Genomic DNA, 21230 nt, shown 5'->3' with positions numbered 1-21230 from the left:
CGAGTCGAAAGCTGTCAGTAAAACTCCCGATTGGAGGCATCGCCACGCGCTCCTAGCATGGCGATCGACATGCCGCGCTGGCGCGCCGTGTCGACGGGCGGGCAAAGCGCGTCAGCGCGCCGTGTTGCTCGCGCATTGCTCATACCGTTGCCGCGTTTTCAAATGCGGCCGGACGGCCCCGTCCTACTACTCACTGTGCGCCTCGCGCGCGCAGTCACGCTCGAAGTGCGCCGCGACGCGCCCGTGACAAGAACAAAGAGAACGCACGGCCGACTGCCGCGGCACACCCGCGCCGATGTCCCGGCGCGGGTCCGACGCGCGCCATTCGAACGCGTCGTTGCGCCTCGGGCATTTCCGTCACGAGTCACTGGAGAGTATCGATGATCTTTCATGCGTCCATTCCCACGCAAAACCCCGAACGCGTCGCGCGCACGCTGGCCGAACTGTGGGACGGTTTCGCCGCGCCGTTTTCGCCCTTCGAAGGCGCCTGGATGGCCGTGGCGGGCGACGATCGCGGCACGATCATCGAGACCTATCCGAGCAACATGACGCTCACGCCCGGCGATACGCGAGAGCCCGTCGCGTCGATGACAGCGGGCCGTCCGCAATACAGCGGCTTTCATATGGCCGTTGCGTCGCCGCTGTCCGTCGAGCAGGTGATCGCGATCGGCGAGCGCGAAGGGTGGCGCGCCGTGCGTTGCACGCGCGGCAACAATTTCTTCGACGTGATCGAGTTGTGGATCGAAAACAGCACGCTGATCGAAGTGCTGACGCCCGAGATGCAGGCGCAGTATCTCGGCTTCGCGACGCCGGAGAACTTTCGCGCGCTTGCGCAGCAGGCTGCCGCCCGTTGCGCGCCTTCTGTTGTCGGGGCGCAATGACTACACTGCGGTGAATGCCATTGACGGGAGTACCCGATGACTGCCGCTGCAAACTGTCCCGCGTCGGTTGCAACGTTCAGGAGCGAGCATGGCTTTTCGATCACGGTCGCGCGGCTGCGCGGCCTGCTGGTCGATAAAGGCATGACGATCTTCGTCGACATCGATCAGGCCGACGCGGCCGCCCAGGTGGGCATGACACTGCGCCCGACGCGGCTCATCGTGTTCGGCAACCCGAAGGGCGGCACGCCCGTGATGCAGGCCAACCCTTGCGCAGGCCTGCTGTTGCCGCTGAAGGCGCTGGTCTGGGAAGACGAAGCGCGCGTGACATGGCTCGCCATCGACGACGTGACGGGCGCGCTCGTCGACGGCTACGGGCTTGCTGCGTCGCTCGTCGAGCCGCTCGCAAAGGCGAAGGCGCTGATCGAGATGTCGGCGGGGCGTGATCCAGTGTGAGCGGTCGTGACGCTCACGCCACGCGTTCAGTGATCGTCCGGACTGGCTCCCGTGGCAGCGTCCAGCAGTGCCTCCAGCCGATGCGGGTCCGCCAGCCCCGTGATCGTGCCGACCTTGCGTCCGTTGGCGTCGTAGACGACGGTGAACGGCACCGCGCCGCGCGTGTCGCCTTCGCGCAGCATCATCGCGATGCCGCCCATGCCGGCGAGATAGAGCGGGTAGTTGATTCCATAGTCGTGCGCGAAGGACCGCACGGCGGCCGCCTCGTCGAGCGCAATGCCGATGAACTGCGCGTTGCCGCGATACGCGTTCTGCAACGCGATGAACGCGGGCACTTCCGTGCGGCACGGCCCGCACCACGGTGCCCAGAAATTGATGACGAGCGCATGTCCGCGATAGCGCTCGAGTGATTCGAGCTTGCCGTCCAGCGGTTGCAGTTGCGACGGATAGACGGCAGCGGGCGTGGCCGCGGCAGCGGGTGCAGCGGCGCGCGCATCGGTTGCGGCGAGCAAGCCTGCGAGCACGCAGGCAAGCGATGCCGCCGCGATTCGCGCGCGCATCGGTGAGAGGACGTTCATGTCTGATGAAACCCCAACGCTGAAAAAGAGCGAAGAGCATACGAAGGTCCGTGCGCGCGGCCAATGCTCGCGGGACGCGAATTCATGCCCGATCGTCTCATCGGCGGCGGCGGGGCCTCTTGCCGTTCGACGCGACCGGCATGTCGCGCGCCCGAAAAAGCACTTGAGCCGAACGAGCATGTCATCGAGTCGCTGCGGCATGTGCGCGCACAACGATCGCTTTTAAAGTCCGCTCCATCGGCGTCACGCGTGCCCCACGGTTCGTGGTCCGCGACGCAGCCCAGGAGAGTGACATGCAAAAGAAGTCAAACGAAACGGTAATACCTGCCGCCTTCTTCGGCATCGCCGTCGGATTCCTCGCGCTTGCGAATGCGTGGCGCGTTGCTGCGCGCATCTGGCCGGTGCCAGCCGGCATCGTCGACGTGCTGACGTTCGTCGCGCTTGGCGTGTGGATCGTCGTGCTCGCCGCGTATGCGCGCAAGTGGCTCGTGCAGCGCGCGCAGGCGCAGGCGGAATGGCGGCACCCGCTGCAATCGTCGTTCATGGCGCTCGGACCCGTGGCGAGCCTGCTGGCAGCGAGCGCACTTAACAACTACGCGCATGTCGCGGCGCTGACGGTATTCGTGCTCGCCGCCGGCGCTCAACTGGTGCTCGGTATTCAACTGCAAAGCCGCTACTGGCAAGGCGGCCGCGACCCGGAACTGACGACGCCCGCCCTCTATCTGCCCGCTGTCGCGCCGGGCTTCGTCAGCGCGACGACGGCCGCATCGTTCGGCTGGCACGAAGCCAGCATGCTGTTTTTCGGCGCGGGGATGCTGTCGTGGCTCGCGATCGAATCGCTGGTCTTGCATCGGGCCGCCGTGCACGCGCCGCTGCCCGAAGCGCAGCGTCCGTTGCTGGGCATCCAGGCCGCGCCGCCCGTGGTCGGCGGCGTTGCCTACATGAGCCTCACGCATGGCGCGCCCGATGTGTTCGCCTATGCGCTGCTCGGCTATGGCCTGTATCAGGCGCTGCTGGTGCTGCGTCTGCTCCCGTGGATTCGCCGTCAGCCGTTCGCGCCGTCGTATTGGGCGTTCACGTTCGGCGCCTCCGCGCTGCCGACGCTCGCGCTGCGCATGGTTGAGCGCGGCGCGGCGGGCACGGTGCAATGGCTGGCCGTCGCGCTGTTCGTCGCGGCCAACGTGGTGATTGGAACGATCGCGTGGAAGACGCTGCGCGTATGGGCGGATGGACGGTTGCTGCCGCGGGTCGAACCCGCTGCGCAGGCTACGCAGGCCGCGATGGGCGCGCAGGGCGCACAGGTTGAACAGGCACGCACGCCCGCAGACGCCACGTCGACGTCCCCGGCCATCACGCAAGTGTCGCGCGCGGCGCGGACGGTGAAGATCGCACAGGTGGTGAAACACGCGACGCATCGCATGCACGCTGCACCGCGGCGCGATAGCTCCCCTTCGCGCGAGCACACTGCAGCGTGAGCTCGCGAATGTCACTCAGGACGCGGCGCCCTGCGTCTTGCGGTCCCACGCTTTCAGACTGACGCCGAGATACTCCGCGAAGCCATCGGCGGGCGGCGACAGCGAGCGGTCGACGGGACGATAGATGCACACCTCGCGTATCGTTTCGGGCTCGACGACCCGCCGCATCGCCAGCCCGAAGGTCTGCGCGAGCGGCCTCACGTAAGCGGGCGCGAGCGTGACGGCGAGACCTTGTGACGCGAGACCGAATGCCGTCGTGACGTTGTCGACGACCTCGACGGGCGCGATGCGTGCGTCCGTCGGCTGATCGACGAGCATCTTTGCGACGCTCGCCTCGTGATCGCGGCCCGTCGCGATGATGGGCGTGCCGCGCAGATCCTGCCAGCGCACGCGCCGCTTGCGCGCGAGGGGATGATGCTCTGCGCACCACAGCACCCACGGGCTGCTGAACACCGCTTCGCGCTGCACGCGGTCGCCCGTCGCGCGATCCGGTCCGATGGCGAGATCGACATCGCGCGCGACGCGCTCCACCAGCTGCTCGACATCCGTATCCACCACACGCACCACGACCTTCGGCTTCTGCGCCGCATAGCCCGCGATCGCGTATGGCATCGCCGTGCTCGCGAGCACGAGCGGCGCGCCTACGCGCACGATGCCCGCCGCGCGGTTGCGGATGTCGCTGGCCGTCTGCTCGGCGGCGCGCAGATGCCGCAGCACCGATTCCGCCGACGTCAGAAAATCGCGGCCAGCCGTAGACAGGCTCACGCGACGCGTCGTGCGATCGAACAGACGAAAGCCCAGTTCACGCTCCAGTTCCGCGAGCAGCTGGCTCACGGCGGACGATGTGAGCCCCAGCCGTTGCGCCGCGGCAGCAATGCTGTTCTGATCGACAATCGCGAGAAACGCCTCGAATTGGCGTATGGTGATGCGTGTGAGGGCCATCCGTCGATTCTAAAGCGAAACTTACGAATCATCCAAAATCGATTGATTGTGACGGCACGCGCTTATCGCCGACACTGTGCCTTCCGCACCTCTCGCATTCCGCAAGCACTTACACACAGTCAGAGACACCGTCATGTTCGAACACATTCCTGCCTATCCCGGCGACCCGATCCTGAGCCTGAACGAAGACTTCCAGCGCGACCCGCGCACGAACAAGGTCAACCTGAGCATTGGCATCTACTTCGACGAGAGCGGCGCGTTGCCCGTGATGTCGTCGGTGCGCGAAGCCGAAGCGGCCGTCGTCGCGCTGGGCACGCCCCGTTCCTATTTGCCGATGTCCGGCCTGCCAGCCTATCGCGACGCCGCGCAGGCGCTCGTGTTCGGCACCGAAAGCGCGGCGCGCGCGGCGGGCCGCATCGCGACGGTGCAAACCGTGGGCGGCTCGGGCGCGCTGAAGGTGGGCGCGGACTTTCTCAAGCGCCACTTCGCAGGCTCGCAGGTGTGGCTGAGCGATCCGAGCTGGGAAAATCATCGTGTCGTGTTCGAAGCAGCGGGACATACGGTCAACACCTATCCGTACTACGACGACGCAACGGGCGGCCTGCGCTTCGACGCGATGCGCGACACGATCGACGGTCTGGCCGAGCGCAGCATCGTGCTGCTGCACGCGTGCTGTCACAACCCGACGGGCGTCGACCTGACGGCTGAGCAGTGGCGCGAGCTGATTCCCGTGCTGCAGCGTCGCAAGCTGATCGCGTTCGTCGACATGGCGTATCAGGGTTTCGGCGACGGCCTCGAAGAAGATGCCGCGTGCGTGCGCATGCTCGCCGATGCGGACGTGCCGATGATCGTCGCGAATTCGTTCTCGAAGAATTTCTCGCTGTACGGCGAACGTTGCGGCGCGTTGAGCGTCGTCTGCAACGACGCCGCCGAAGCGCAGCGCGTGCTCGGTCAACTGACCTTCACGATCCGCGCCAACTACAGCAATCCGCCGATGCACGGCGCGCGCCTCGTTGCAGGCGTGCTCAACGATCCGAAGCTGCGCGCGTCATGGGACGACGAACTGCGCGTGATGCGCGAGCGCATCCACGAAATGCGACATGCGATTCACGAGGGCCTTGCGGGCCGCGTCGACGAAGTGATGCGCGCGCGGTATATCGCGCAGGTCGGCATGTTCACGTACACGGGACTGTCCGCCGAACAGGTGGAAACGCTGCGCGTCGAACACGGCATCTATTTGCTGCGTTCGGGGCGCATGTGCGTCGCGGGCCTGAATCGCGCCAACGTCGGATACGTGGCGTCGGCCATCGCGGCTGTGGCCGGTTCCGGTTCGCGCGCGTAAGGGGACACACGATGGAGACGCTGGAGCGAGACACGCAGCACACACCCGCAATGCATCCCGACGAATGGCACGCGCGCGTTCAATTGGCCGCGTGCTATCGCGTCTTCGATATGCTGGGTTGGACCGAGCTGATCTACAACCACATCACGGTGCGCCTGCCCGAAAGCGTGACAGCGGGAGCGAAGCAGTTCCTCATCAACCCGTTCGGCCTGCATTACAGTGAAGTGACGGCGCGCAATCTGGTGAAGATCGATGCGCAAGGGCGCATTCTCGACGGCTCCGCCTACCCGGTGAACCCGGCCGGCTTCACCGTGCATGCCGCGCTGCACGAAGGCATACCCGACGCGCATTGCGTGATGCATACGCACACGACAGCGGGCGTCGCCGTCGCGTGCTCGGAGGAGGGTTTGCAGCAGACCAACTTCTACAGCGCGCAACTGCACGAGCGCATTGCGTATCACGACTTCGAAGGCATCACCATTCACGCCGAAGAAGGGCCGCGCCTTGTCGAGCATATCGGCGACCGGCAGGCGGTGATTCTGCGCAACCACGGGCTGCTCGCGTGGGGCGAGACCTTGCCGCAAGCGTTCGCGATCCTGTGGACGTTGAACCGCGCGTGCGAAATCCAGGTCGCGACGTTCGCAATGGGCCGCGCGCGTGCCGTGCCGGAAGCGATCGCCGCGCAATGCTCGCGCGACGCGCTGCAGTTCGACGCACGCTACGGCGCAGGCCAGGACGTGTTCGATGCGCTGGTGCGCAAGGTCGACAGGATCGACGCCAGCTATAAAGACTGAAGGGAACAGCGAGGAACGACGAAGATGAAGGTAGGCATTTACGGCGCGGGCGCGATCGGCGGATGGATGGGCGTGAAGCTCGCGCAGGCGGGCTGCGAGGTGAGCGTGGTCGCGCGCGGTGCGACGCTCGAGGCATTGCGCGAACACGGATTGCGCCTGATCGAGAACGGCGAGACGCACACGGTCGAGGTCAAGGCAAGCGAGCAGCCCGCGGCGCTCGGCGTGCAGGATCTCGTGATCGTCGCGGTGAAGGCGCCGGGCATGGCCGCCGTCGCGCAGCATATCGGGCCGCTCATCGGCGCGAGCACGGTCGTGCTGACGGCGATGAACGGCGTGCCGTGGTGGTTCTGCGACGGCTTGCAAGGCGAATTGGCGGGCGCGCGTCTGTCATCCGTCGATCCCGACGGCTCGATTGCCGCCGCCATTCCGGCTGCGCGCACGCTCGGCTGCGTCGTGCATGCGAGCTGCCGCGTCGATGCGCCGGGCGTCGTCGCGCATCATCAGGGGCGCGGGCTGATCGTCGGCGAGGCGATGGGGCACGCGAGCGAGCGTGTGGCGTCGCTCGTCGAGCTGCTGCGCAAGGCGGGCTTCGATGCGAGCGCGTCGGCGCAGATCCAGCGCGATGTCTGGTACAAGCTGTGGGGCAACATGACGATGAACCCTGTCAGCGCGATCACGGGCGCGACCACCGACAAGATTCTGAATGATCCGCTCGCGCGCGACTTCGTCACCCGGGTGATGCGGGAAGCGAAGGAAATCGGCGCGCGCTTTGGCATTCCCATCGAGCAGGCGCCCGAGGATCGCCATGCCGTGACGCTGAAGCTCGGCGCGATGCGCACGTCGATGCTGCAGGACGTGGAGGCGGGCAAGGCCGTCGAACTGGACGCGCTGGTGGGCGCCGTGTGCGAACTGGGCGCGCTGACGGGCGTCGAGACGCCGTATGCGAATGCGCTGTTCGGGCTCGCGCGTCTGCACGCCCGGGCACGTGGGCTGTATTCTCTCGGCTGACTTTTGTTTCCTCAATGACAGCCCAGCCCAAAGAAGCATGAAATTCACCGATCTATCGTCACCCGCGTACTTCGAAAATCCTTATCCGTTCTACGACGGCATCCGCAGCGCGGGCGCCTTCGTGCCGCTTGCGCCGAACGTCGTGCTGACGGGCCGTCACGCCGTGATCGGCGCGCTGCTGCCCGATCGCCGCATGGGCAAGACCTATATGCCGAGCGTGGTTGCGCGCTATGGCGAAAGCGCGCGCGAGCAACCCGTGTTTCAGGCACTCGAACGCACCTTCCTGATGATGAACCCGCCCGCGCACACGCGGCTGCGCGCGTTGCTGATGAAAGCGTTCAACGCAAGGCAGATCGAAACGCTGCGCGCGATCGCCGAAGACACCACCGACAGCCTGCTCGACGCGATAGCAGGCAAGCACGAGGCGGATCTCGTCAGCGAGTTCGCGATGCCGTTGCCGCTGCAGATCATCTGCCGTCTGCTCGACGTGCCCGTCGAAGACGGCGTGCGTTTCGGCGAAGCAGCGAGCCTGCTGGTGTCCGCGTTCGATCTCGCGCCGATGCCGCCGCAAGCGCTGGCGCGCGCGAATCAGGCGGCGCTCGATCTCGAAGCGTACTTCCGCGCCGTGATTGCGCAACGGCGTGCGACGCCCGGCAACGACATCGTGTCGTCGCTGATTCAGGCGGAAGAGGGCGGCGAGCGGCTGTCGGAGGATGAGATCGTGTCGAACGTGATCCTGCTGTTCGTGGCGGGACACGAGACGACGTCGAACATGCTCGGCAACGCGCTGATCGCGCTGCACCGGCATCCCGATCAACTGGCGAAACTGCGCGGCGATCCTTCGCTGGTGCCGAAGGCGATTGCCGAATGTGCGCGTTACGACACGGCCGTGCAGATGGTCGTGCGCACCGCGTTCGACGATGTCGAGGTGGACGGCCAGACGCTGGCGCGCGGCACCATCGTCTTCATGCTGCTCGGCTCGGCCAATCGCGACCCGGCGCGCTTCGATGATCCCGACCGGCTGGATATCGAACGCGACCCATCAGGCCACCTGCTCACGTTCGGCGCGGGGATTCACTACTGCCTCGGCGCGCGTCTCGCGATGATGGAACTGGAGATCGCGCTGCACAAGCTGCTGACGCGCTTGCCCGAACTGCAGCTCACGAATCTCGACACGTTGCAATGGCACAAGCGGAACAATCTGCGCGGCGTCGAATCGCTGATCGCCGCATGGTGATGTGATGTTCTGGCGCAAAGCGTGAGCGCTCGACGCTCACGCCATGTCGCGGTGCCAGCGCTCCAGCTGTTCGACGGTGGTGCCCGCGCCGCCGCAGACGATCACAAGCACGGACTCGAAGCGCTGCAGTGCTTGCGTCGGCGCATACACGAGCGCAAGGCTCGCGCCGCACGCAGGCTCGACCAGCACGCGATGATCGTCGACGAAACGCCGCGACGCGTCCACGGCTTGCGCATCCGATACGACGACGCATTCGACAGGATGCGTCTGCGTGAGCCTGAATGCCTGCTCGCAGACCTGCTTCGCGCCCAGCGACGTCGCGACGCTCGTGATGCCCGGCAGTTCGATCCGCTTGCCCGCGCGCACCGACTGCGCAAGCGACGACGCGCCCTCCGTTTCGACTGCGATCACGGGCACGCTGGCAAGTCCGTTGCGCCGCAAGCCTTCGATCGCGCCCGCCATCAGCCCGCCGCCGCCTACCGACAGCACCACGGCATCGAACGCCGCGCCCGCGCGCACGACTTCGTCGATCATCGACGCATGGCCGTGCCACAGCAGCGGGTCATCGAACGGATGGATGAAGGCGTCGTCGGGACCAACCTGTTCGAGCGCGAACGCATTCGCTTCCTGCCAGGTCGCGCCGTGCACGATCACGTCGGCGCCTTGCAGCGCGATCAGCTGCTTCGCGCGCTCGCCCGTGCTCTGCGGCACGACCACCGTGACGGGAACCGACAGCGCGCGCCCCGCATACGCGACGGCAATGCCCGCATTGCCGCCCGACGACGACACGAAGCGGCGCTTGCCGCGCCTCGCATGCTCTTCGCACGCATAGCCGATGCCGCGAATCTTGAACGAGCCGGGCGGCTGCAACGCGTCCATCTTCAGCAGCACGCGGCGGCCGAGCGCGTGGCTGAGCGGTTGGGATTCGAGCAGAGGCGTATCGATGTGGAGTGTCATGACGGTATCGCCTGAAGCGGCGTGTTGAGGTCGATGCGGAATCGCCGATGATAGCAACGGACGTCCGCGGGGGCTTGCTGTTTGTGCGCAAGATCCAGGTGCGCAGAAAAAAGGGCGGTCGACGCATGTCGAACCGCCCGTTCTTCGCTACTTGCCCGCGATCAGGCTCGGATCGCCCGCGACGCGCTCATGGGCGCGCGGCGCGCCATCGTCGAGCAGCCCCTTGGTCAGTTCCAGCGCCTGACGCTCGAAGAGGCGCCGGTACACGCCATGGTCGATGCGGATCAGCTGTTCGTGGCTCCCTTCTTCGACCACGCGGCCCTTGTCGAGCACGAGCAGCCGGTCGAGCGCACGCACGGTCGACAGCCGGTGCGCGACGACGAGCGTCGTGCGTCCCACCATCAGCCGCTCCATCGCCTGCTGGATCAGCACCTCGCTTTCGCTGTCGAGGCTCGACGTGGCTTCGTCGAAGATCAGGATCGGCGCGTCGGCGAGAAACGCGCGCGCAATCGCGACCCGCTGACGCTCGCCGCCCGACAGCTTCACGCCGCGTTCGCCGACCAGCGTGTCGTAACCATGCGGCAGCGCGGCGATGAAGTCGTGCGCGCTCGCGAGCTTCGCGGCCTGCACGATATCGTCGAACGATGCGCCCGGCCGCGCATACGCGATGTTCTCCGCGAGCGAGCGGTGAAACAGCACGGGCTCCTGCTGCACGATCGCGATGTGCTGGCGCAGCGACGCCTGCTGCACGTCGGCGATGTTCTGACCGTCGATCGTGATGCGGCCATCGTCGATGTCGTATAGACGCTGGATCAGCTTGATGAACGTCGTCTTGCCCGAGCCCGAATGCCCGACGAGGCCGATCCGCTCGCCCGGCGCGATGCGCAGCGAGAAGTCGCGATAGAGCGGCTTGCGCTGCGCGCCATAGCGGAACGTCACGTGCTCGAAGCGGATTTCGCCCTGCGGTACGGCGATGTCGCGCGCGCCCGGCTTGTCTTCGATGCCGAGCGGCTCGCGTTCGAGCGCGACGAGTTCTTCCATGTCGTTGACCGAGCGCTGCAGGTTGCGCACGTGCATGCCGACATCTCGCAAGTAGCCTTGCAACACGAAGAACGTGGTCAGCGCATAGGTGATGTCGCCGACGCTCGCTTCGTCGCGCAGCCACAAGAGCAGCGCGGCGCCGAGGATGGCCGCCTGCATCAGCGCGAGCATCGCGCCCTGCACGCCGCCGTTCGTGGTGCCGCGCTGCCATGTGCGGCGCGTGCGCTGACGCCACTTCGCGATTACGCGTTCGAGCCGCGCTTCTTCGCGCGCTTCGGCGCCGAACGCCTTGACGACGGCGTTGCAGCTGACGGCATCGGCGAGCGCGCCGCCCATGCGCGTGTCCCACAGGTTGCCCAGACGCGCGGCGGGCGCGACATAGCCGAGCGACAGCGCGACCGTCACGGCCACGTACAGCAGCGAGCCCACGCCGACCACGGCGCCCATCACGGGCCAATGAATACCGAGCAGCACCGTCGAGCCCGCCAGCATGACCAGTGACGGCAGCAGCGCGATGAGCAGCGTGTCGTTGAGCAGGTCGAGCGCCCAGATGCCGCGCGTGATCTTGCGCACCGTCGAGCCCGCGAAGCTGTTCGCGTGCCAGTCGGTCGAAAAGCGCTGCACGCGATGAAACGCGTTGGCGCAGATCGCGCTCATCATCGTCAGCGTCATCACGATGATGCTGCGATAGACAAGCTGCCGCAGCACCGTGCCGCCGATGCCGAGCGCGATCAGCGTGGCGAACGCAACGAGCGCCGCATGCGATGCCACCGTCTTGCCGAGCGTGCTGCCCGAGCTCAGGGCATCGACGAGCCGGCCGGCGAACATCGGCGTCAGCACGTCGGCGAATGCGGCCATCAGTGCGAACAGCGCGATGCCCGCGACGCGCACCGGTTGCCGGCGCCAGTGCTGGAAAGTGAAGCCAAGAACGCTTCTGAACGCTTGCGCGCCAAAGTCGAGTTTTTTGCTAGCCATGTGTTTGCAGCGAGCGCCGCAAAGCGACGCGTCGCGATCCAGTCAGGATTGAAAACAGACAGCCGATGCCCGCCCATCTGCGGCGGCGACGAAAGAAACGGTTGTCTGGTAAAGGCGCGGACCTGTTCGTGACGCCGGTCCGGCGCGGATGACGACCTAGCTCAGAGAGCCGGTGACGCCTGGCGACATCCCACGGGAGATTGCGATGTTCGTCGTATGCATTGAACGCCTCCCTTGGTGATGTGTGGATGAAGGGCTGCCGCGTGAACTTGCGGCGTGTCCGGAATTGTAGCAAGAAAGCTTGCGTAACGTGATCGCAATGTGCATTGACCTGACGCGATGTATTGGTTTTATGCGGTTTTATGCGTGCATCATCGCGCGCGCGGCATGCGTACGCGCGGCCCGGCAGGCGCGCGCCGGATACAATGCGGCTGCGCTGAACCACTCAACCTGATTCGACCTCAACTCATGTCCAGTTCCACTCGGGCCTTTCTGCTCGGTCCGTTGCTCAAAGGCGTGTCCCGTTCGTTTTATCTGACGCTGCGCATTCTGCCCGCCGGCATGCGTGATCCCATCGGTCTCGCGTATCTGCTTGCGCGCGCCGCCGACACCATCGCCGATACCGCTCTGATACCGCCCGGCCAGCGGCTCGCGCTGCTGCTCGCGCTCGCGAGCAGGTCAACGGCGCGACGGACGACGGCGAACTCGCGCGGCGTCTCGCAAGCGAAGTGGCGGGGCAGCAGAGTCAGTCGGACGAAAAGGTGCTGCTCGAATCGATCGCGCCCGCGCTCGACGTGCTCGCGCAACTGGACGAGACCGACCGCGCCGCCGTGCGCGAGATCGTCACGACGTTGACCACGGGCATGGAGTTCGATCTGCGCACCTTCCCCGACGAACGCTCGGGCCAGATCGTCGCGCTGCGCGAATGGAGCGAACTGGACCGCTACACGTATCTCGTGGCGGGCTGCGTTGGCGAGTTCTGGACCAGGATGACCTACGCGCATCTGCCCGGCACGCTGAAAACCGAACCCGCGACGATGCTCGATCGGGGCGTGCGCTTCGGCAAGGCGTTGCAGATGACCAACGTGCTGCGCGATTGCGGCAAGGATCTGCGCATCGGGCGCTGCTATCTGCCGTTGGCGATGCTCGACGGATTCGGGCTGACGCCCACGATGCTGCTCGGCCCGCAAGCGTCGAAGCGCGCGCAGCCGCTGATGCACGAACTGGTGCGCCCGTCGCTCGAACACTTTCGCGCGGCGCTCGACTACACGCTGGCCATTCCCCGCTTCTCGCCGCGCTTGCGGCTCGCGTGCGTGTGGCCGATTGTGATCGGGCTCGAAACGCTGCTGCTGCTCGTCGATAACGAGCATTGGCTCGATCCCGCGCGCGGCTCGAAGATCCGCCGCAACCAGGTGTACGGCATCATCGCGCGCTCGCTGCCCGCTTCGCTGTCGGATGCGCGGCTGCGCCACTGGATCGAAGGGCTGATCGGGGCAATCGAAGCGCGCATCGGCAAAAGCGCGAACGCGCTGGCGCCCGAAAGCGTACGATGAACGCGGCATAACCCGGCACGGGACGCACCATGACAGACATCATCAGCTGGCACGCCCATGTGTATTTCGATCAGGCGACGCGCGACGCCGCATGGGCGCTGCGCGAAACCATCGAGGCGCGCTTCGGCGGCAGGCTCGAAATAGGGCGCTTTCACGAACGCCCGGTTGGACCGCATCCGATGTGGTCGTATCAGCTCGCGTTCGGCCCCGAGCTGCTCGCTGAGCTGTTCGCGTGGCTCACGCTCAATCACGGCACGCTCGACGTGTTTTTGCATCCGAACACAGGCGACGCCCTGCGCGACCATCGCGACGCGGCGGCGTGGATCGGGCGCTCGTACCCGTTGAAGCTCGCGGCTCTGGGCGGATAACGCGTCGCGTCGCGCGGTGCTGGAACGCGACGCCGCAGCGCAGCACAACTTTTCTCGCCGGCGGTGTCGATTCGTGTCGCCGCCGTTCGTCGTCGAGGTAAGCGGACATATCGACCGCTTCCAGCCAGCAAGGACGACGACGATGACTTTGACGCTCTACGCTCACCCGTTTTCTTCGTATTGCCAGAAGGCGCTCACCGCGCTTTACGAGAACGACACGCGCTTCCACTACCGGCGGCTCGACGAACCCGGCGCGATGGACGAACTCGCCGCGCGCTGGCCCATCCGGCGCTTTCCGGTGCTCGTCGACGAAGGCCGCACGATCCCCGAGGCGACCGTCATCATCGAGCATTTGCAGCGGTTCCACCCCGGCCCCGTGCGGTTTCTGCCGGACGATCCGCGCGCGGCGCTCGAAGTGCGCTTCATGGACCGCTTCTTCGACAACTACCTCGCGACACCGCAGCAAAAAATCGTGTTCGACAGCATGCGCGATGCGAATGAGCGCGACGCGCGCGGCGTCGCCGATGCGCGCGCGCTGCTCGACATCGCCTACGCGTGGCTCGACAACGTGATGAAAGACCGCGAGTGGGCAGCGGGCGAGCGCTTCAGTCTCGCGGACTGCGGGGCGGCGCCGTTTCTCTTCTATGCCGACTGGACGCATCGGATCGATCCGAGGTTCAAGCAGGTGATCGCTTACCGGCAGCGCCTGTTGAAACGGCCGTCGTTTGCGCGCGCCGTCGACGAAGCGCGGCCTTACCGGCATCTGTTTCCGCTCGGCGCGCCCGATCGCGACTAGGCGCGGCTGACCCGGCGCCCCTTCGCGGTCGAGTCATTGCCGGTCGAGCGCCCGTGAGCCCGGCTGACTAGCCTCACCAGTTGGCCCGGCCTACGGCGCCCTTTCTTCTTTCACGGAGGCCACACCATGTCTTCTGCATCGCCTCTCGTGCCCGCCGCCGAACTCGCGAAGCGCAACGGCCGGCACTATCCGAACGAAAGCATCGAGTACCGCCGCGCACGCGATGCGCTGCTTGCGGAAGAAATCGAACTGCGCCGCCACATCGAGCGCGTGGCCGCGCAACGCCGCGCGCTGCCGCCCGGTGGCGAAGTGACGCGCGACTATCGCTTCGTCGGCGAAGCGGGGCCCGTCGATTTCGCGGCGCTGTTCGGCGACAAGGACACGCTGGTGATCTACAGCTTCATGTTCGGGCCGCAGCGCGAGCGGCCGTGTCCGATGTGCACGTCGCTATTGAGCGCGTGGGACGGCGAGGCGCGCGACATCATGCAGCGCGTCGCGCTTGCCGTCGTCGCGCGCTCGCCCGTCGAGCGGCTCGCCGCGTTCAAAAAGGAGCGCGGCTGGCGCGCTCTGAAGCTGTATTCGGATGTCGACGGCGCGTACAGCCGCGACTTCGGCGCGATCGGCGACGATGGCGGCGACGAGCCGGCGTTCCAGGTGTTCACGCGCCGCGGTGGCACGATCCGGCATTTTTACGCGGCGGAAATGGGGTTGGCGACGGCCGATCCCGGCCAGGACCCGCGCGGCGCGCCCGATCTGATGCCGATGTGGACGATCTTCGACATGACGCCGGAAGGGCGTGATCCGCATTGGTATCCGAAGCTGGATGACGGGAAGTGACGGTTGGCGCCGACGGTGAGGCGGTTCACGTGCAGCAGCGTGTTTTTGAAGCGTGCGGCGCTGTGGTTCGCGCCGTGCCGCGCTTACCGTATGCGAACGCGAACGCGCATGCACGCTTGACGCGAAGACGCGGCAACGCAATGTCCGCGCCGTGTCCGGTCGTGAGGGTCAGTCGGCTATGCGTTTGTCGGCGAGCGCGCGCTCGCAGTCGCCGAGCACGGCGACGACGAGACGCGCCTGGGCGTCGAGTTCGTCGGTGTCGAGAATCTCTTCGACGGCGTCGCGCGCCCAGTCGGCTTCGACGAACGATGCGTGGCGCTGCGCGATGTCGAGTGCCATGGCCGACAGCCTCGCGATGCACAGCCAGTCGGCTGTGCGCCCGTGTCTGTCGAGCCACTTGTGCGCGGCTTCCACGTGAAAGGACGCAGACGGCCAGGTCTCGTTCAGATACCAGGCGCCGAGGCTTCCGCATGTGAGCCAGCACAGCAGCTCGACGCGGTCGCGTTGGCTCAGAAGATGGCGTACATCACTCATGGCGACGCTCGCGAAGGTAACGGATATGACGTGAGTTCCGCGTAGCAAAGCTCGAACCCGTGTAGTTACGACAATAACACGCACGTTGTGCCGTGCAGAACAGGGTTTAACCGGATGCGAAGGCCCGACGCGAGGCCGAATGTGGGCCCGCCGACAATCGGCCCTCACCACGGCTGCCTGTTCCCGGCACGCGCGCCCGCGCGCTGCACGGCCGCACGCAGTGCGGCAGCCTGGCGCGGGCGGCGCTGCCGATGATTACCGCGCGCAGGCGTCGCGCGAACGATCGGGACCGTCGAGCGCGATCGTCTGGCCGTGATGGAGCACCGTGAACGCGTCGTCGGGCAGGCTGGCGTCGTGCACCGCTTCGGCGAGTTTTTGCGGCGGTTCGTCGAGCGGCTCATCGGTCAGTTCGAACGTGCCCCAGTGAATGCCGATGGCCTTTTTCGCGTGTATGTCCTGGAAAATCTGCACGGCCTGCTGCGGATCGACGTGCGGCGGACCCATGAACCAACGCGGCGCATACGCGCCGATGGGAATCAGCGCGAGATCGAAGCAGCCGAACGCCGCGCCGAGCCGCCGGAAGTCGCCGGAATCGCTGGCGTAGCCGGTGTCGCCCGCGAAATACACGGAAAGCGGCCGGGCGGCGCCCTTGGGCGTCTTGATCACCCAGCCGCCCCACAGCGTCTCATTGCGGTCGGTGAGGCTGCGCGCGGACCAGTGTGTCGCCGGCACGAACCAGAAGTCGAGTCCGGAAACGGTCGTCTCGTCGCTCCAGTCCAGTTCCTGCGCGTTCGTGATGCCTTTGCCCGCCAGCCATGCCTTGATGCCGAGCGGCACGAGAAAGCGGGGCGGGCCGCCTGGCTGCGCGTTCAGCGCCTCGACGCTGGCGGTATCCAGGTGGTCATAATGGCTGTGCGAGATCAGCACGACATCGATGTGCGGCAGTTCATCGAGCGCGAGCCCGGGCGGCACGCGGCGCTTCGGCCCGATGAAGGTGAACGGCGACGCGCGTTCCGAGAACACCGGGTCGGTCAGGATGTTGACCCCATCGATCTGCAGCAAGGCCGTGGCATGGCCGATCCACGTCAGCGTGGCGTCGCTTCGGTTCGTCTTCAGCCAGGCGACGTCGGGGTGATCGACGCGAAACGCGTAGCCGTTCGCGGGCGGCGGCGGCAAGTCGTGAACCAGCCGGTTCCAGCGCCACTTCCAGACCGAGCCGCGCGCGAGCGGCCCGTCGCTGTTCTCGTAGCCGTCGGCCGTACGCGGCGCGTGATGGATGCCGGCGGCAGCCAGGCTCTCCGGCGACGGATCGGTTTCCTGCGCGCGGACGGCGCAGGTCGCCGCAGAGGCGCCGAGAACGAAGGCGGTGAGCACGACGCACGGGGCGCGCAGGCGGAACAGGAACGGCATCGCGTCTGGTTTGTGCGGCTGCTTGCGCAGCCGGGCGTTGTGGGTCGGGCGATGCGTCAGTGTAGACTGCGCGCCGCATTTTCCGCCGATGCAATGGCGTGCCGGTAGTCGAGCAATGCCGCGAAATATCGTGCAGCGACGGCAGTCCGGTTCATCGACTCGCCGTGTGCGGCGCGCAGGGCCGACCACGTGACCCGGGATGCACTGGCACCCCGTCGCCGGAAAAATTGTGCGTGTGCTGAACTGGCAGAATGAAATGAAATGCCGATCTTCGCGCAAAAAGTGCACCAGTTCGGCGCGGTTCGTGCAATTTTTTGCCTTATCGGCGTTTCGAACGGTCTGTTTCAAACCGTCAAAAACCAAAATAAGGCAAAATTCGGGTCATTCGCGTCGGCCGTGGCGCTGCCGGCGGCATTTCCCAACCTTTCTCGACCAAGAGCAAAGCGATGAGTACCAAGCAACCTACGATCATCTACACCCTGACCGACGAAGCCCCGCTGCTCGCGACGAGTGCCTTTCTGCCGATCATCCGTACGTTTACCGCTCCGGCTGGCGTCAATGTCGAGACCAGCGATATTTCCGTGGCCGGCCGCATTCTCGGCGAGTTTCCGGAATTCCTGACTGAAGAGCAACGTGTGCCGGACAACCTGGCCGAACTGGGCCGCCTCACGCAGGACCCGGACACGAACATCATCAAGCTGCCGAACATTTCGGCGTCGGTGTTCCAGCTGATCAGCGCGATCAAGGAACTTCAGTCGAAGGGCTTCAAGGTGCCGGACTATCCCGAAGACCCGAAGAACGACGCAGAAAAGGAAATCCAGAAGCGCTACTCGAAGTGCCTCGGCTCGGCCGTGAACCCGGTGCTGCGCGAAGGCAACTCGGACCGCCGCGCGCCTGCCGCCGTCAAGAACTACGCGAAGAAGCACCCGCACAGCATGGGCGAGTGGAGCATGGCGTCGCGCACGCACGTCGCGCACATGAAGCATGGCGACTTCTATCACGGCGAAAAGTCCATCACGAACGACAAGGCGCGTGAAGTCCGCATGGAACTCGTCACGAAGCGCGGCGAGACCATCGTGCTGAAGCCGAAGGTCAAGCTGCAGGAAGGCGAGATCGTCGACAGCATGTTCATGAGCAAGAAGGCGCTGGTCGCGTTCTACGAAGAGCAAATGGAAGACGCGCGCAAGACGGGCGTGATGCTGTCGCTGCACGTGAAGGCGACGATGATGAAGGTTTCGCACCCGATCGTCTTCGGCCACGCCGTCAAGGTGTTCTACAAGGACGCGTTCGCGAAGCACGCGAAGCTGTTTGAAGAGCTGGGCGTGAACGTCAACAACGGCCTCGTCGACCTGTACACGAAGATCGAGACGCTGCCGGAATCGCAGCGCGACGAAGTGATCCGCGACATGCACGCGTGCCACGAGCACCGTCCGGCGCTGGCGATGGTCGATTCGGCCAAGGGCATCTCGAACCTGCACGCACCGAACGACGTGATCGTCGATGCATCGATGCCCGCGATGATCCGCGCTGGCGGCAAGATGTGGGGCGCCGATGGCCGTCCCGCGGACACGAAGTGCCTGATCCCCGAAAGCACGTTCGCGCGCATCTATCAGGAAATCATCAACTTCTGCAAGACCAACGGCGCCTTCGATCCGCGCACGATGGGCACGGTGCCGAACGTCGGCCTGATGGCGCAGAAGGCGGAAGAATACGGCTCGCACGACAAAACGTTCGAGATCAAGGAGGACGGCGAAGCGCGCATCGTCGACAACGCGACGGGCGAAGTGCTGACGGCGCTCACGCAGCAGGTCGAGCAGGGCGATATCTGGCGCATGTGCCTCGTGAAGGACGCGCCTATCCGCGACTGGGTCAAGCTCGCCGTCACGCGCGCGCGCAACTCGGGCATGCCGGCCGTATTCTGGCTCGACCCGTACCGTCCGCACGAGAACGAACTGATCAAGAAGGTCGAAACGTACCTGAAGGATCACGACACGAACGGCCTCGACATCCAGATCATGTCGCAGGTTCGCGCAATGCGTTACACGCTCGAGCGCGTGATTCGCGGCCTCGACACGATCTCGGTGACGGGCAACATCCTGCGCGACTACCTGACCGACCTGTTCCCGATCATGGAACTCGGCACGTCGGCGAAGATGCTGTCGATCGTGCCGCTGATGGCGGGCGGCGGCATGTACGAAACGGGCGCGGGCGGCTCGGCGCCGAAGCACGTCAAGCAGCTGGTCGAAGAAAACCACTTGCGCTGGGATTCGCTGGGCGAGTTCCTCGCGCTGGCCGTGTCGCTGGAAGAACTCGGCATCAAGTCGGGCAACAACAAGGCGAAGGTGCTGGCGAAGACGCTCGACGCCGCCACGGGCAAGCTGCTCGACAACAACAAGAGCCCGTCGCCGAAGACGGGCGAGCTCGACAACCGCGGCAGCCAGTTCTACCTCGCGATGTACTGGGCGCAGGAACTGGCCGCGCAGAAGGACGACGCGGAACTGGCCGCGAAGTTCGCGCCGCTCGCCAAGGTGCTGACGGACAACGAGAAGACGATCGTCGGCGAACTGGGCGACGTGCAGGGCAAGAGCGTCGATATCGGCGGCTACTACCAGCCCGACTTCGCGAAGCTCGACACGGTGATGCGTCCGAGCAAGACGCTGAACTCTGCGCTTGCGGCTGTCTCGGCCTGAGCATCGGTAGCGTAGTGTTGTAACGCAAGCCCGCGCATGCAGATGCGCGGGCTTTTTTCATGGACAAGCGACGATCGACGATTGCCCCTCGCCGGACGTTATTCAGGCAACTGCATGCGCGCTCAACATCAGGCGTTCTTCGCGTCGCTGTTTTTCTCGCGGCTCGCGGACCAGATCCTGCTTTTTCTCGTGCCGCTCGTCGTGTTCCAGACGACGCAGCAGGCGACATGGTCGGGCATCGCGTTCTTCATCGAGGCGCTTGCGCGCTATGCCGTGTTTCCTGTGTGCGGCACGCTGTGCGACCGGATCTCGCCTGTCGCCGTGCTGCGCGCGAGCCAGCGATTGCGCGCGCTGGCGTGCGCGGCAGGCATCGCGGGATTCGCGGTGGCGGGCGGCATCGGCTGGCTGATCGCGCTGTCGGCTGTGTGCGGCGTGCTGACGAGCCAAGGGCTCGTCGCGCGCGAAGTGCTGCTGCCGCAGGTGTTCGTGTCGGAGCGTTTCGAGGAGGTGCTGTCGCATGCGCAGATCGCCGATCAAGTCGGCGTCGTGCTCGGGCCGATGCTCGCGGGCTTGCTGCTCGGCGAGTGGCGCTGGGAAGTCGTGGTCGGCGTCGCGGCCGTGCTGTTTTTCGCCGCCGATGGCGCCACGCTCGTCTGGCAGCGCGCCAGCGCGTTCGCATGGACACCGCACGATCATGCCCACGGTCACTGGCTAGCGCCCCTGAAAACAGCGCTCGCGCATGTCGTGCGCCTGCCGGGTCTTGGCCGGCTGGTGCTGCTCGCCGCCGCGGAGAATCTCGTGATCGGCGTGACGCTCGCGACCTCCGCTGCAATGGTCACGGGGCTGCACGCGCGGCCGGATGCGTTCTACACGTTCGTGCAGACGGCGGGCGCCGTCGCGACAATCGCGGTCCTGCTGCTGATCGCGCGCGTGCGGATTGCGCGTCGCGCATTGGGGCTTGCGTCGTTTCTGGCGATCTTCGCGGGCGGACTGCTCGCGGGATTGAGCGCGTCCGTGTGGGGCTACGTCGCGGGCTTTCTGCTGATCGTGGGCTTCGACAAGATGTTCAGCATCTACATGCGCAGCGTGCGTCAGGCGATCATTCCCGCGAAGGACTACGGCAAGACGCTTGGCGTCGTGATCATGCTGAACAACCTGACGCAGCCGCTCGCGGGTCTGCTGGTCGGAATGTTTTCGGGGCAGGGGCGGATGCGCGCGGTGATCGTCGCGATTTCGCTCGGAATGGGCGCGCTGGGTCTCGGCGTCACGCTGGCGGGCATGCAGCGCGCGCGGCGAGACGCCGTCGCGGGCGTGACGCTGCGCGAGCAGTCGCCGGATCGCGCCGACTGACCACGCCGA

Annotated in this window: 19 protein-coding genes and 1 pseudogene; 14 read left to right on the top strand and 6 right to left on the bottom strand. The window is 65.9% G+C overall.

Annotated features, from left to right (window positions below):
* Positions 1-380: 380 nt before the first annotated feature.
* Positions 381-881: a hypothetical protein gene (locus H3V53_RS28335; RefSeq protein ID WP_336600744.1), complete on the top strand. Its 501-nt coding sequence runs from the start codon at positions 381-383 to the stop codon at positions 879-881.
* Between the two features lie 36 nt (positions 882-917).
* On the top strand, positions 918-1334 hold the full coding sequence (locus tag H3V53_RS28330; protein ID WP_336600743.1) for a DUF302 domain-containing protein: 417 nt from the start codon (positions 918-920) through the stop codon (positions 1332-1334).
* A gap of 26 nt (positions 1335-1360) precedes the next feature.
* Here the strand turns inward: H3V53_RS28330 and H3V53_RS28325 are convergent, their stop codons facing one another.
* Entirely contained in the window at positions 1361-1912 is a 552-nt protein-coding gene (locus H3V53_RS28325; RefSeq protein WP_336600742.1) for a TlpA family protein disulfide reductase, read from the bottom strand.
* A 293-nt stretch (positions 1913-2205) separates the two neighbouring features.
* Here H3V53_RS28325 and tehA point away from each other — a divergent pair, with 293 nt between their 5' ends.
* Complete coding sequence (gene tehA, locus H3V53_RS28320; protein WP_336600741.1) at positions 2206-3387, top strand: dicarboxylate transporter/tellurite-resistance protein TehA; 1182 nt, start codon at positions 2206-2208, stop codon at positions 3385-3387.
* A 15-nt stretch (positions 3388-3402) separates the two neighbouring features.
* Here the strand turns inward: tehA and H3V53_RS28315 are convergent, their stop codons facing one another.
* On the bottom strand, positions 3403-4329 hold the full coding sequence (locus H3V53_RS28315) for a LysR family transcriptional regulator (RefSeq protein ID WP_336600740.1): 927 nt from the start codon (positions 4327-4329) through the stop codon (positions 3403-3405).
* 133 nt (positions 4330-4462) lie between these two features.
* Between H3V53_RS28315 and H3V53_RS28310 the strand changes: the two genes are divergently transcribed.
* Genes H3V53_RS28310 through H3V53_RS28295 form a run of 4 tightly spaced genes read left to right on the top strand, consistent with a single transcriptional unit; the run spans position 4463 to position 8710 of the window.
* Positions 4463-5671, top strand: a complete 1209-nt coding sequence (locus tag H3V53_RS28310) for an amino acid aminotransferase (RefSeq protein WP_336600739.1) — start codon at positions 4463-4465, stop codon at positions 5669-5671.
* Between the two features lie 11 nt (positions 5672-5682).
* The gene (locus H3V53_RS28305) at positions 5683-6465 is read left to right on the top strand and encodes a class II aldolase/adducin family protein (RefSeq protein ID WP_054926880.1); all 783 of its coding nucleotides are present in this window, start codon (positions 5683-5685) and stop codon (positions 6463-6465) included.
* Positions 6466-6489: 24 nt separating this feature from the next.
* The gene (locus H3V53_RS28300) at positions 6490-7473 is read left to right on the top strand and encodes a 2-dehydropantoate 2-reductase (protein ID WP_336600738.1); all 984 of its coding nucleotides are present in this window, start codon (positions 6490-6492) and stop codon (positions 7471-7473) included.
* A 37-nt stretch (positions 7474-7510) separates the two neighbouring features.
* The gene (locus H3V53_RS28295; protein WP_336600737.1) at positions 7511-8710 is read left to right on the top strand and encodes a cytochrome P450; all 1200 of its coding nucleotides are present in this window, start codon (positions 7511-7513) and stop codon (positions 8708-8710) included.
* A 36-nt stretch (positions 8711-8746) separates the two neighbouring features.
* Here H3V53_RS28295 and H3V53_RS28290 read toward each other — a convergent pair whose 3' ends face one another.
* Both H3V53_RS28290 and H3V53_RS28285 read right to left on the bottom strand, forming a co-directional pair.
* Positions 8747-9667: a pyridoxal-phosphate dependent enzyme gene (locus H3V53_RS28290; RefSeq protein WP_336600736.1), complete on the bottom strand. Its 921-nt coding sequence runs from the start codon at positions 9665-9667 to the stop codon at positions 8747-8749.
* 147 nt (positions 9668-9814) lie between these two features.
* Entirely contained in the window at positions 9815-11683 is a 1869-nt protein-coding gene (locus tag H3V53_RS28285; RefSeq protein ID WP_336600735.1) for an ABC transporter ATP-binding protein, read from the bottom strand.
* Between the two features lie 468 nt (positions 11684-12151).
* Between H3V53_RS28285 and H3V53_RS28280 the strand changes: the two are divergent.
* The 4 genes and pseudogenes from H3V53_RS28280 (at position 12152) to H3V53_RS28265 (ending at position 15237) form a co-directional block, all read left to right on the top strand.
* A pseudogene (locus H3V53_RS28280) lies at positions 12152-13236 on the top strand (phytoene/squalene synthase family protein).
* Positions 13237-13265: 29 nt separating this feature from the next.
* Positions 13266-13604, top strand: coding sequence for a DOPA 4,5-dioxygenase family protein (locus H3V53_RS28275; RefSeq protein WP_336600734.1), 339 nt, complete (start codon positions 13266-13268; stop codon positions 13602-13604).
* 142 nt (positions 13605-13746) lie between these two features.
* Positions 13747-14400 (top strand): glutathione S-transferase family protein, encoded by a 654-nt coding sequence (locus H3V53_RS28270; RefSeq protein ID WP_336600733.1) that lies wholly within the window; start codon positions 13747-13749, stop codon positions 14398-14400.
* Positions 14401-14526: 126 nt separating this feature from the next.
* On the top strand, positions 14527-15237 hold the full coding sequence (locus H3V53_RS28265; protein WP_336600732.1) for a DUF899 domain-containing protein: 711 nt from the start codon (positions 14527-14529) through the stop codon (positions 15235-15237).
* A 168-nt stretch (positions 15238-15405) separates the two neighbouring features.
* On the opposite strand, the gene H3V53_RS28260 is transcribed toward H3V53_RS28265, so the two are convergent.
* Positions 15406-15771 (bottom strand): hypothetical protein, encoded by a 366-nt coding sequence (locus H3V53_RS28260; RefSeq protein WP_054926888.1) that lies wholly within the window; start codon positions 15769-15771, stop codon positions 15406-15408.
* Between the two features lie 255 nt (positions 15772-16026).
* Positions 16027-17181 carry an MBL fold metallo-hydrolase gene (locus H3V53_RS28255; protein ID WP_336600731.1) on the bottom strand — a complete coding sequence of 385 codons (1155 nt, stop codon included), beginning with the start codon at positions 17179-17181 and terminating at the stop codon, positions 16027-16029.
* A gap of 261 nt (positions 17182-17442) precedes the next feature.
* Between H3V53_RS28255 and H3V53_RS28250 the strand changes: the two genes are divergently transcribed.
* The 3 genes from H3V53_RS28250 (at position 17443) to H3V53_RS28240 (ending at position 21221) form a co-directional block, all read left to right on the top strand.
* The gene (locus H3V53_RS28250; protein WP_336600730.1) at positions 17443-17631 is read left to right on the top strand and encodes a hypothetical protein; all 189 of its coding nucleotides are present in this window, start codon (positions 17443-17445) and stop codon (positions 17629-17631) included.
* Positions 17628-19871 (top strand): NADP-dependent isocitrate dehydrogenase, encoded by a 2244-nt coding sequence (locus tag H3V53_RS28245; RefSeq protein WP_336600729.1) that lies wholly within the window; start codon positions 17628-17630, stop codon positions 19869-19871. The genes H3V53_RS28250 and H3V53_RS28245 overlap by 4 nt, the downstream gene beginning before the upstream one ends.
* A gap of 114 nt (positions 19872-19985) precedes the next feature.
* A complete protein-coding gene (locus H3V53_RS28240; RefSeq protein ID WP_336600728.1) occupies positions 19986-21221 on the top strand; it encodes an MFS transporter in 1236 nt (411 codons plus the stop codon).
* Positions 21222-21230: the final 9 nt, after the last annotated feature.

This window comes from Paraburkholderia bengalensis (genome assembly GCF_037126505.1).
Taxonomy (GTDB): Bacteria; Pseudomonadota; Gammaproteobacteria; order Burkholderiales; family Burkholderiaceae; genus Paraburkholderia; species Paraburkholderia bengalensis.
Note: the sequence above shows the minus strand (reverse complement) of the source record. Positions and strands in the feature narration are given on the sequence as shown.

Excerpts from the sequence above, each read along its gene's own strand:
- H3V53_RS28335 (WP_336600744.1), top strand. The coding sequence starts at position 381 with ATGATCTTTCATGCGTCCATTCCCACGCAAAACCCCGAACGCGTCGCG.
- H3V53_RS28330 (WP_336600743.1), top strand. The coding sequence starts at position 918 with ATGACTGCCGCTGCAAACTGTCCCGCGTCGGTTGCAACGTTCAGGAGC.
- H3V53_RS28325 (WP_336600742.1), bottom strand. The coding sequence starts at position 1,912 with ATGAACGTCCTCTCACCGATGCGCGCGCGAATCGCGGCGGCATCGCTT.
- tehA (WP_336600741.1), top strand. The coding sequence starts at position 2,206 with ATGCAAAAGAAGTCAAACGAAACGGTAATACCTGCCGCCTTCTTCGGC.
- H3V53_RS28315 (WP_336600740.1), bottom strand. The coding sequence starts at position 4,329 with ATGGCCCTCACACGCATCACCATACGCCAATTCGAGGCGTTTCTCGCG.
- H3V53_RS28310 (WP_336600739.1), top strand. The coding sequence starts at position 4,463 with ATGTTCGAACACATTCCTGCCTATCCCGGCGACCCGATCCTGAGCCTG.
- H3V53_RS28305 (WP_054926880.1), top strand. The coding sequence starts at position 5,683 with ATGGAGACGCTGGAGCGAGACACGCAGCACACACCCGCAATGCATCCC.
- H3V53_RS28300 (WP_336600738.1), top strand. The coding sequence starts at position 6,490 with ATGAAGGTAGGCATTTACGGCGCGGGCGCGATCGGCGGATGGATGGGC.
- H3V53_RS28295 (WP_336600737.1), top strand. The coding sequence starts at position 7,511 with ATGAAATTCACCGATCTATCGTCACCCGCGTACTTCGAAAATCCTTAT.
- H3V53_RS28290 (WP_336600736.1), bottom strand. The coding sequence starts at position 9,667 with ATGACACTCCACATCGATACGCCTCTGCTCGAATCCCAACCGCTCAGC.
- H3V53_RS28285 (WP_336600735.1), bottom strand. The coding sequence starts at position 11,683 with ATGGCTAGCAAAAAACTCGACTTTGGCGCGCAAGCGTTCAGAAGCGTT.
- H3V53_RS28275 (WP_336600734.1), top strand. The coding sequence starts at position 13,266 with ATGACAGACATCATCAGCTGGCACGCCCATGTGTATTTCGATCAGGCG.
- H3V53_RS28270 (WP_336600733.1), top strand. The coding sequence starts at position 13,747 with ATGACTTTGACGCTCTACGCTCACCCGTTTTCTTCGTATTGCCAGAAG.
- H3V53_RS28265 (WP_336600732.1), top strand. The coding sequence starts at position 14,527 with ATGTCTTCTGCATCGCCTCTCGTGCCCGCCGCCGAACTCGCGAAGCGC.
- H3V53_RS28260 (WP_054926888.1), bottom strand. The coding sequence starts at position 15,771 with ATGAGTGATGTACGCCATCTTCTGAGCCAACGCGACCGCGTCGAGCTG.
- H3V53_RS28255 (WP_336600731.1), bottom strand. The coding sequence starts at position 17,181 with ATGCCGTTCCTGTTCCGCCTGCGCGCCCCGTGCGTCGTGCTCACCGCC.
- H3V53_RS28250 (WP_336600730.1), top strand. The coding sequence starts at position 17,443 with ATGCCGATCTTCGCGCAAAAAGTGCACCAGTTCGGCGCGGTTCGTGCA.
- H3V53_RS28245 (WP_336600729.1), top strand. The coding sequence starts at position 17,628 with ATGAGTACCAAGCAACCTACGATCATCTACACCCTGACCGACGAAGCC.
- H3V53_RS28240 (WP_336600728.1), top strand. The coding sequence starts at position 19,986 with ATGCGCGCTCAACATCAGGCGTTCTTCGCGTCGCTGTTTTTCTCGCGG.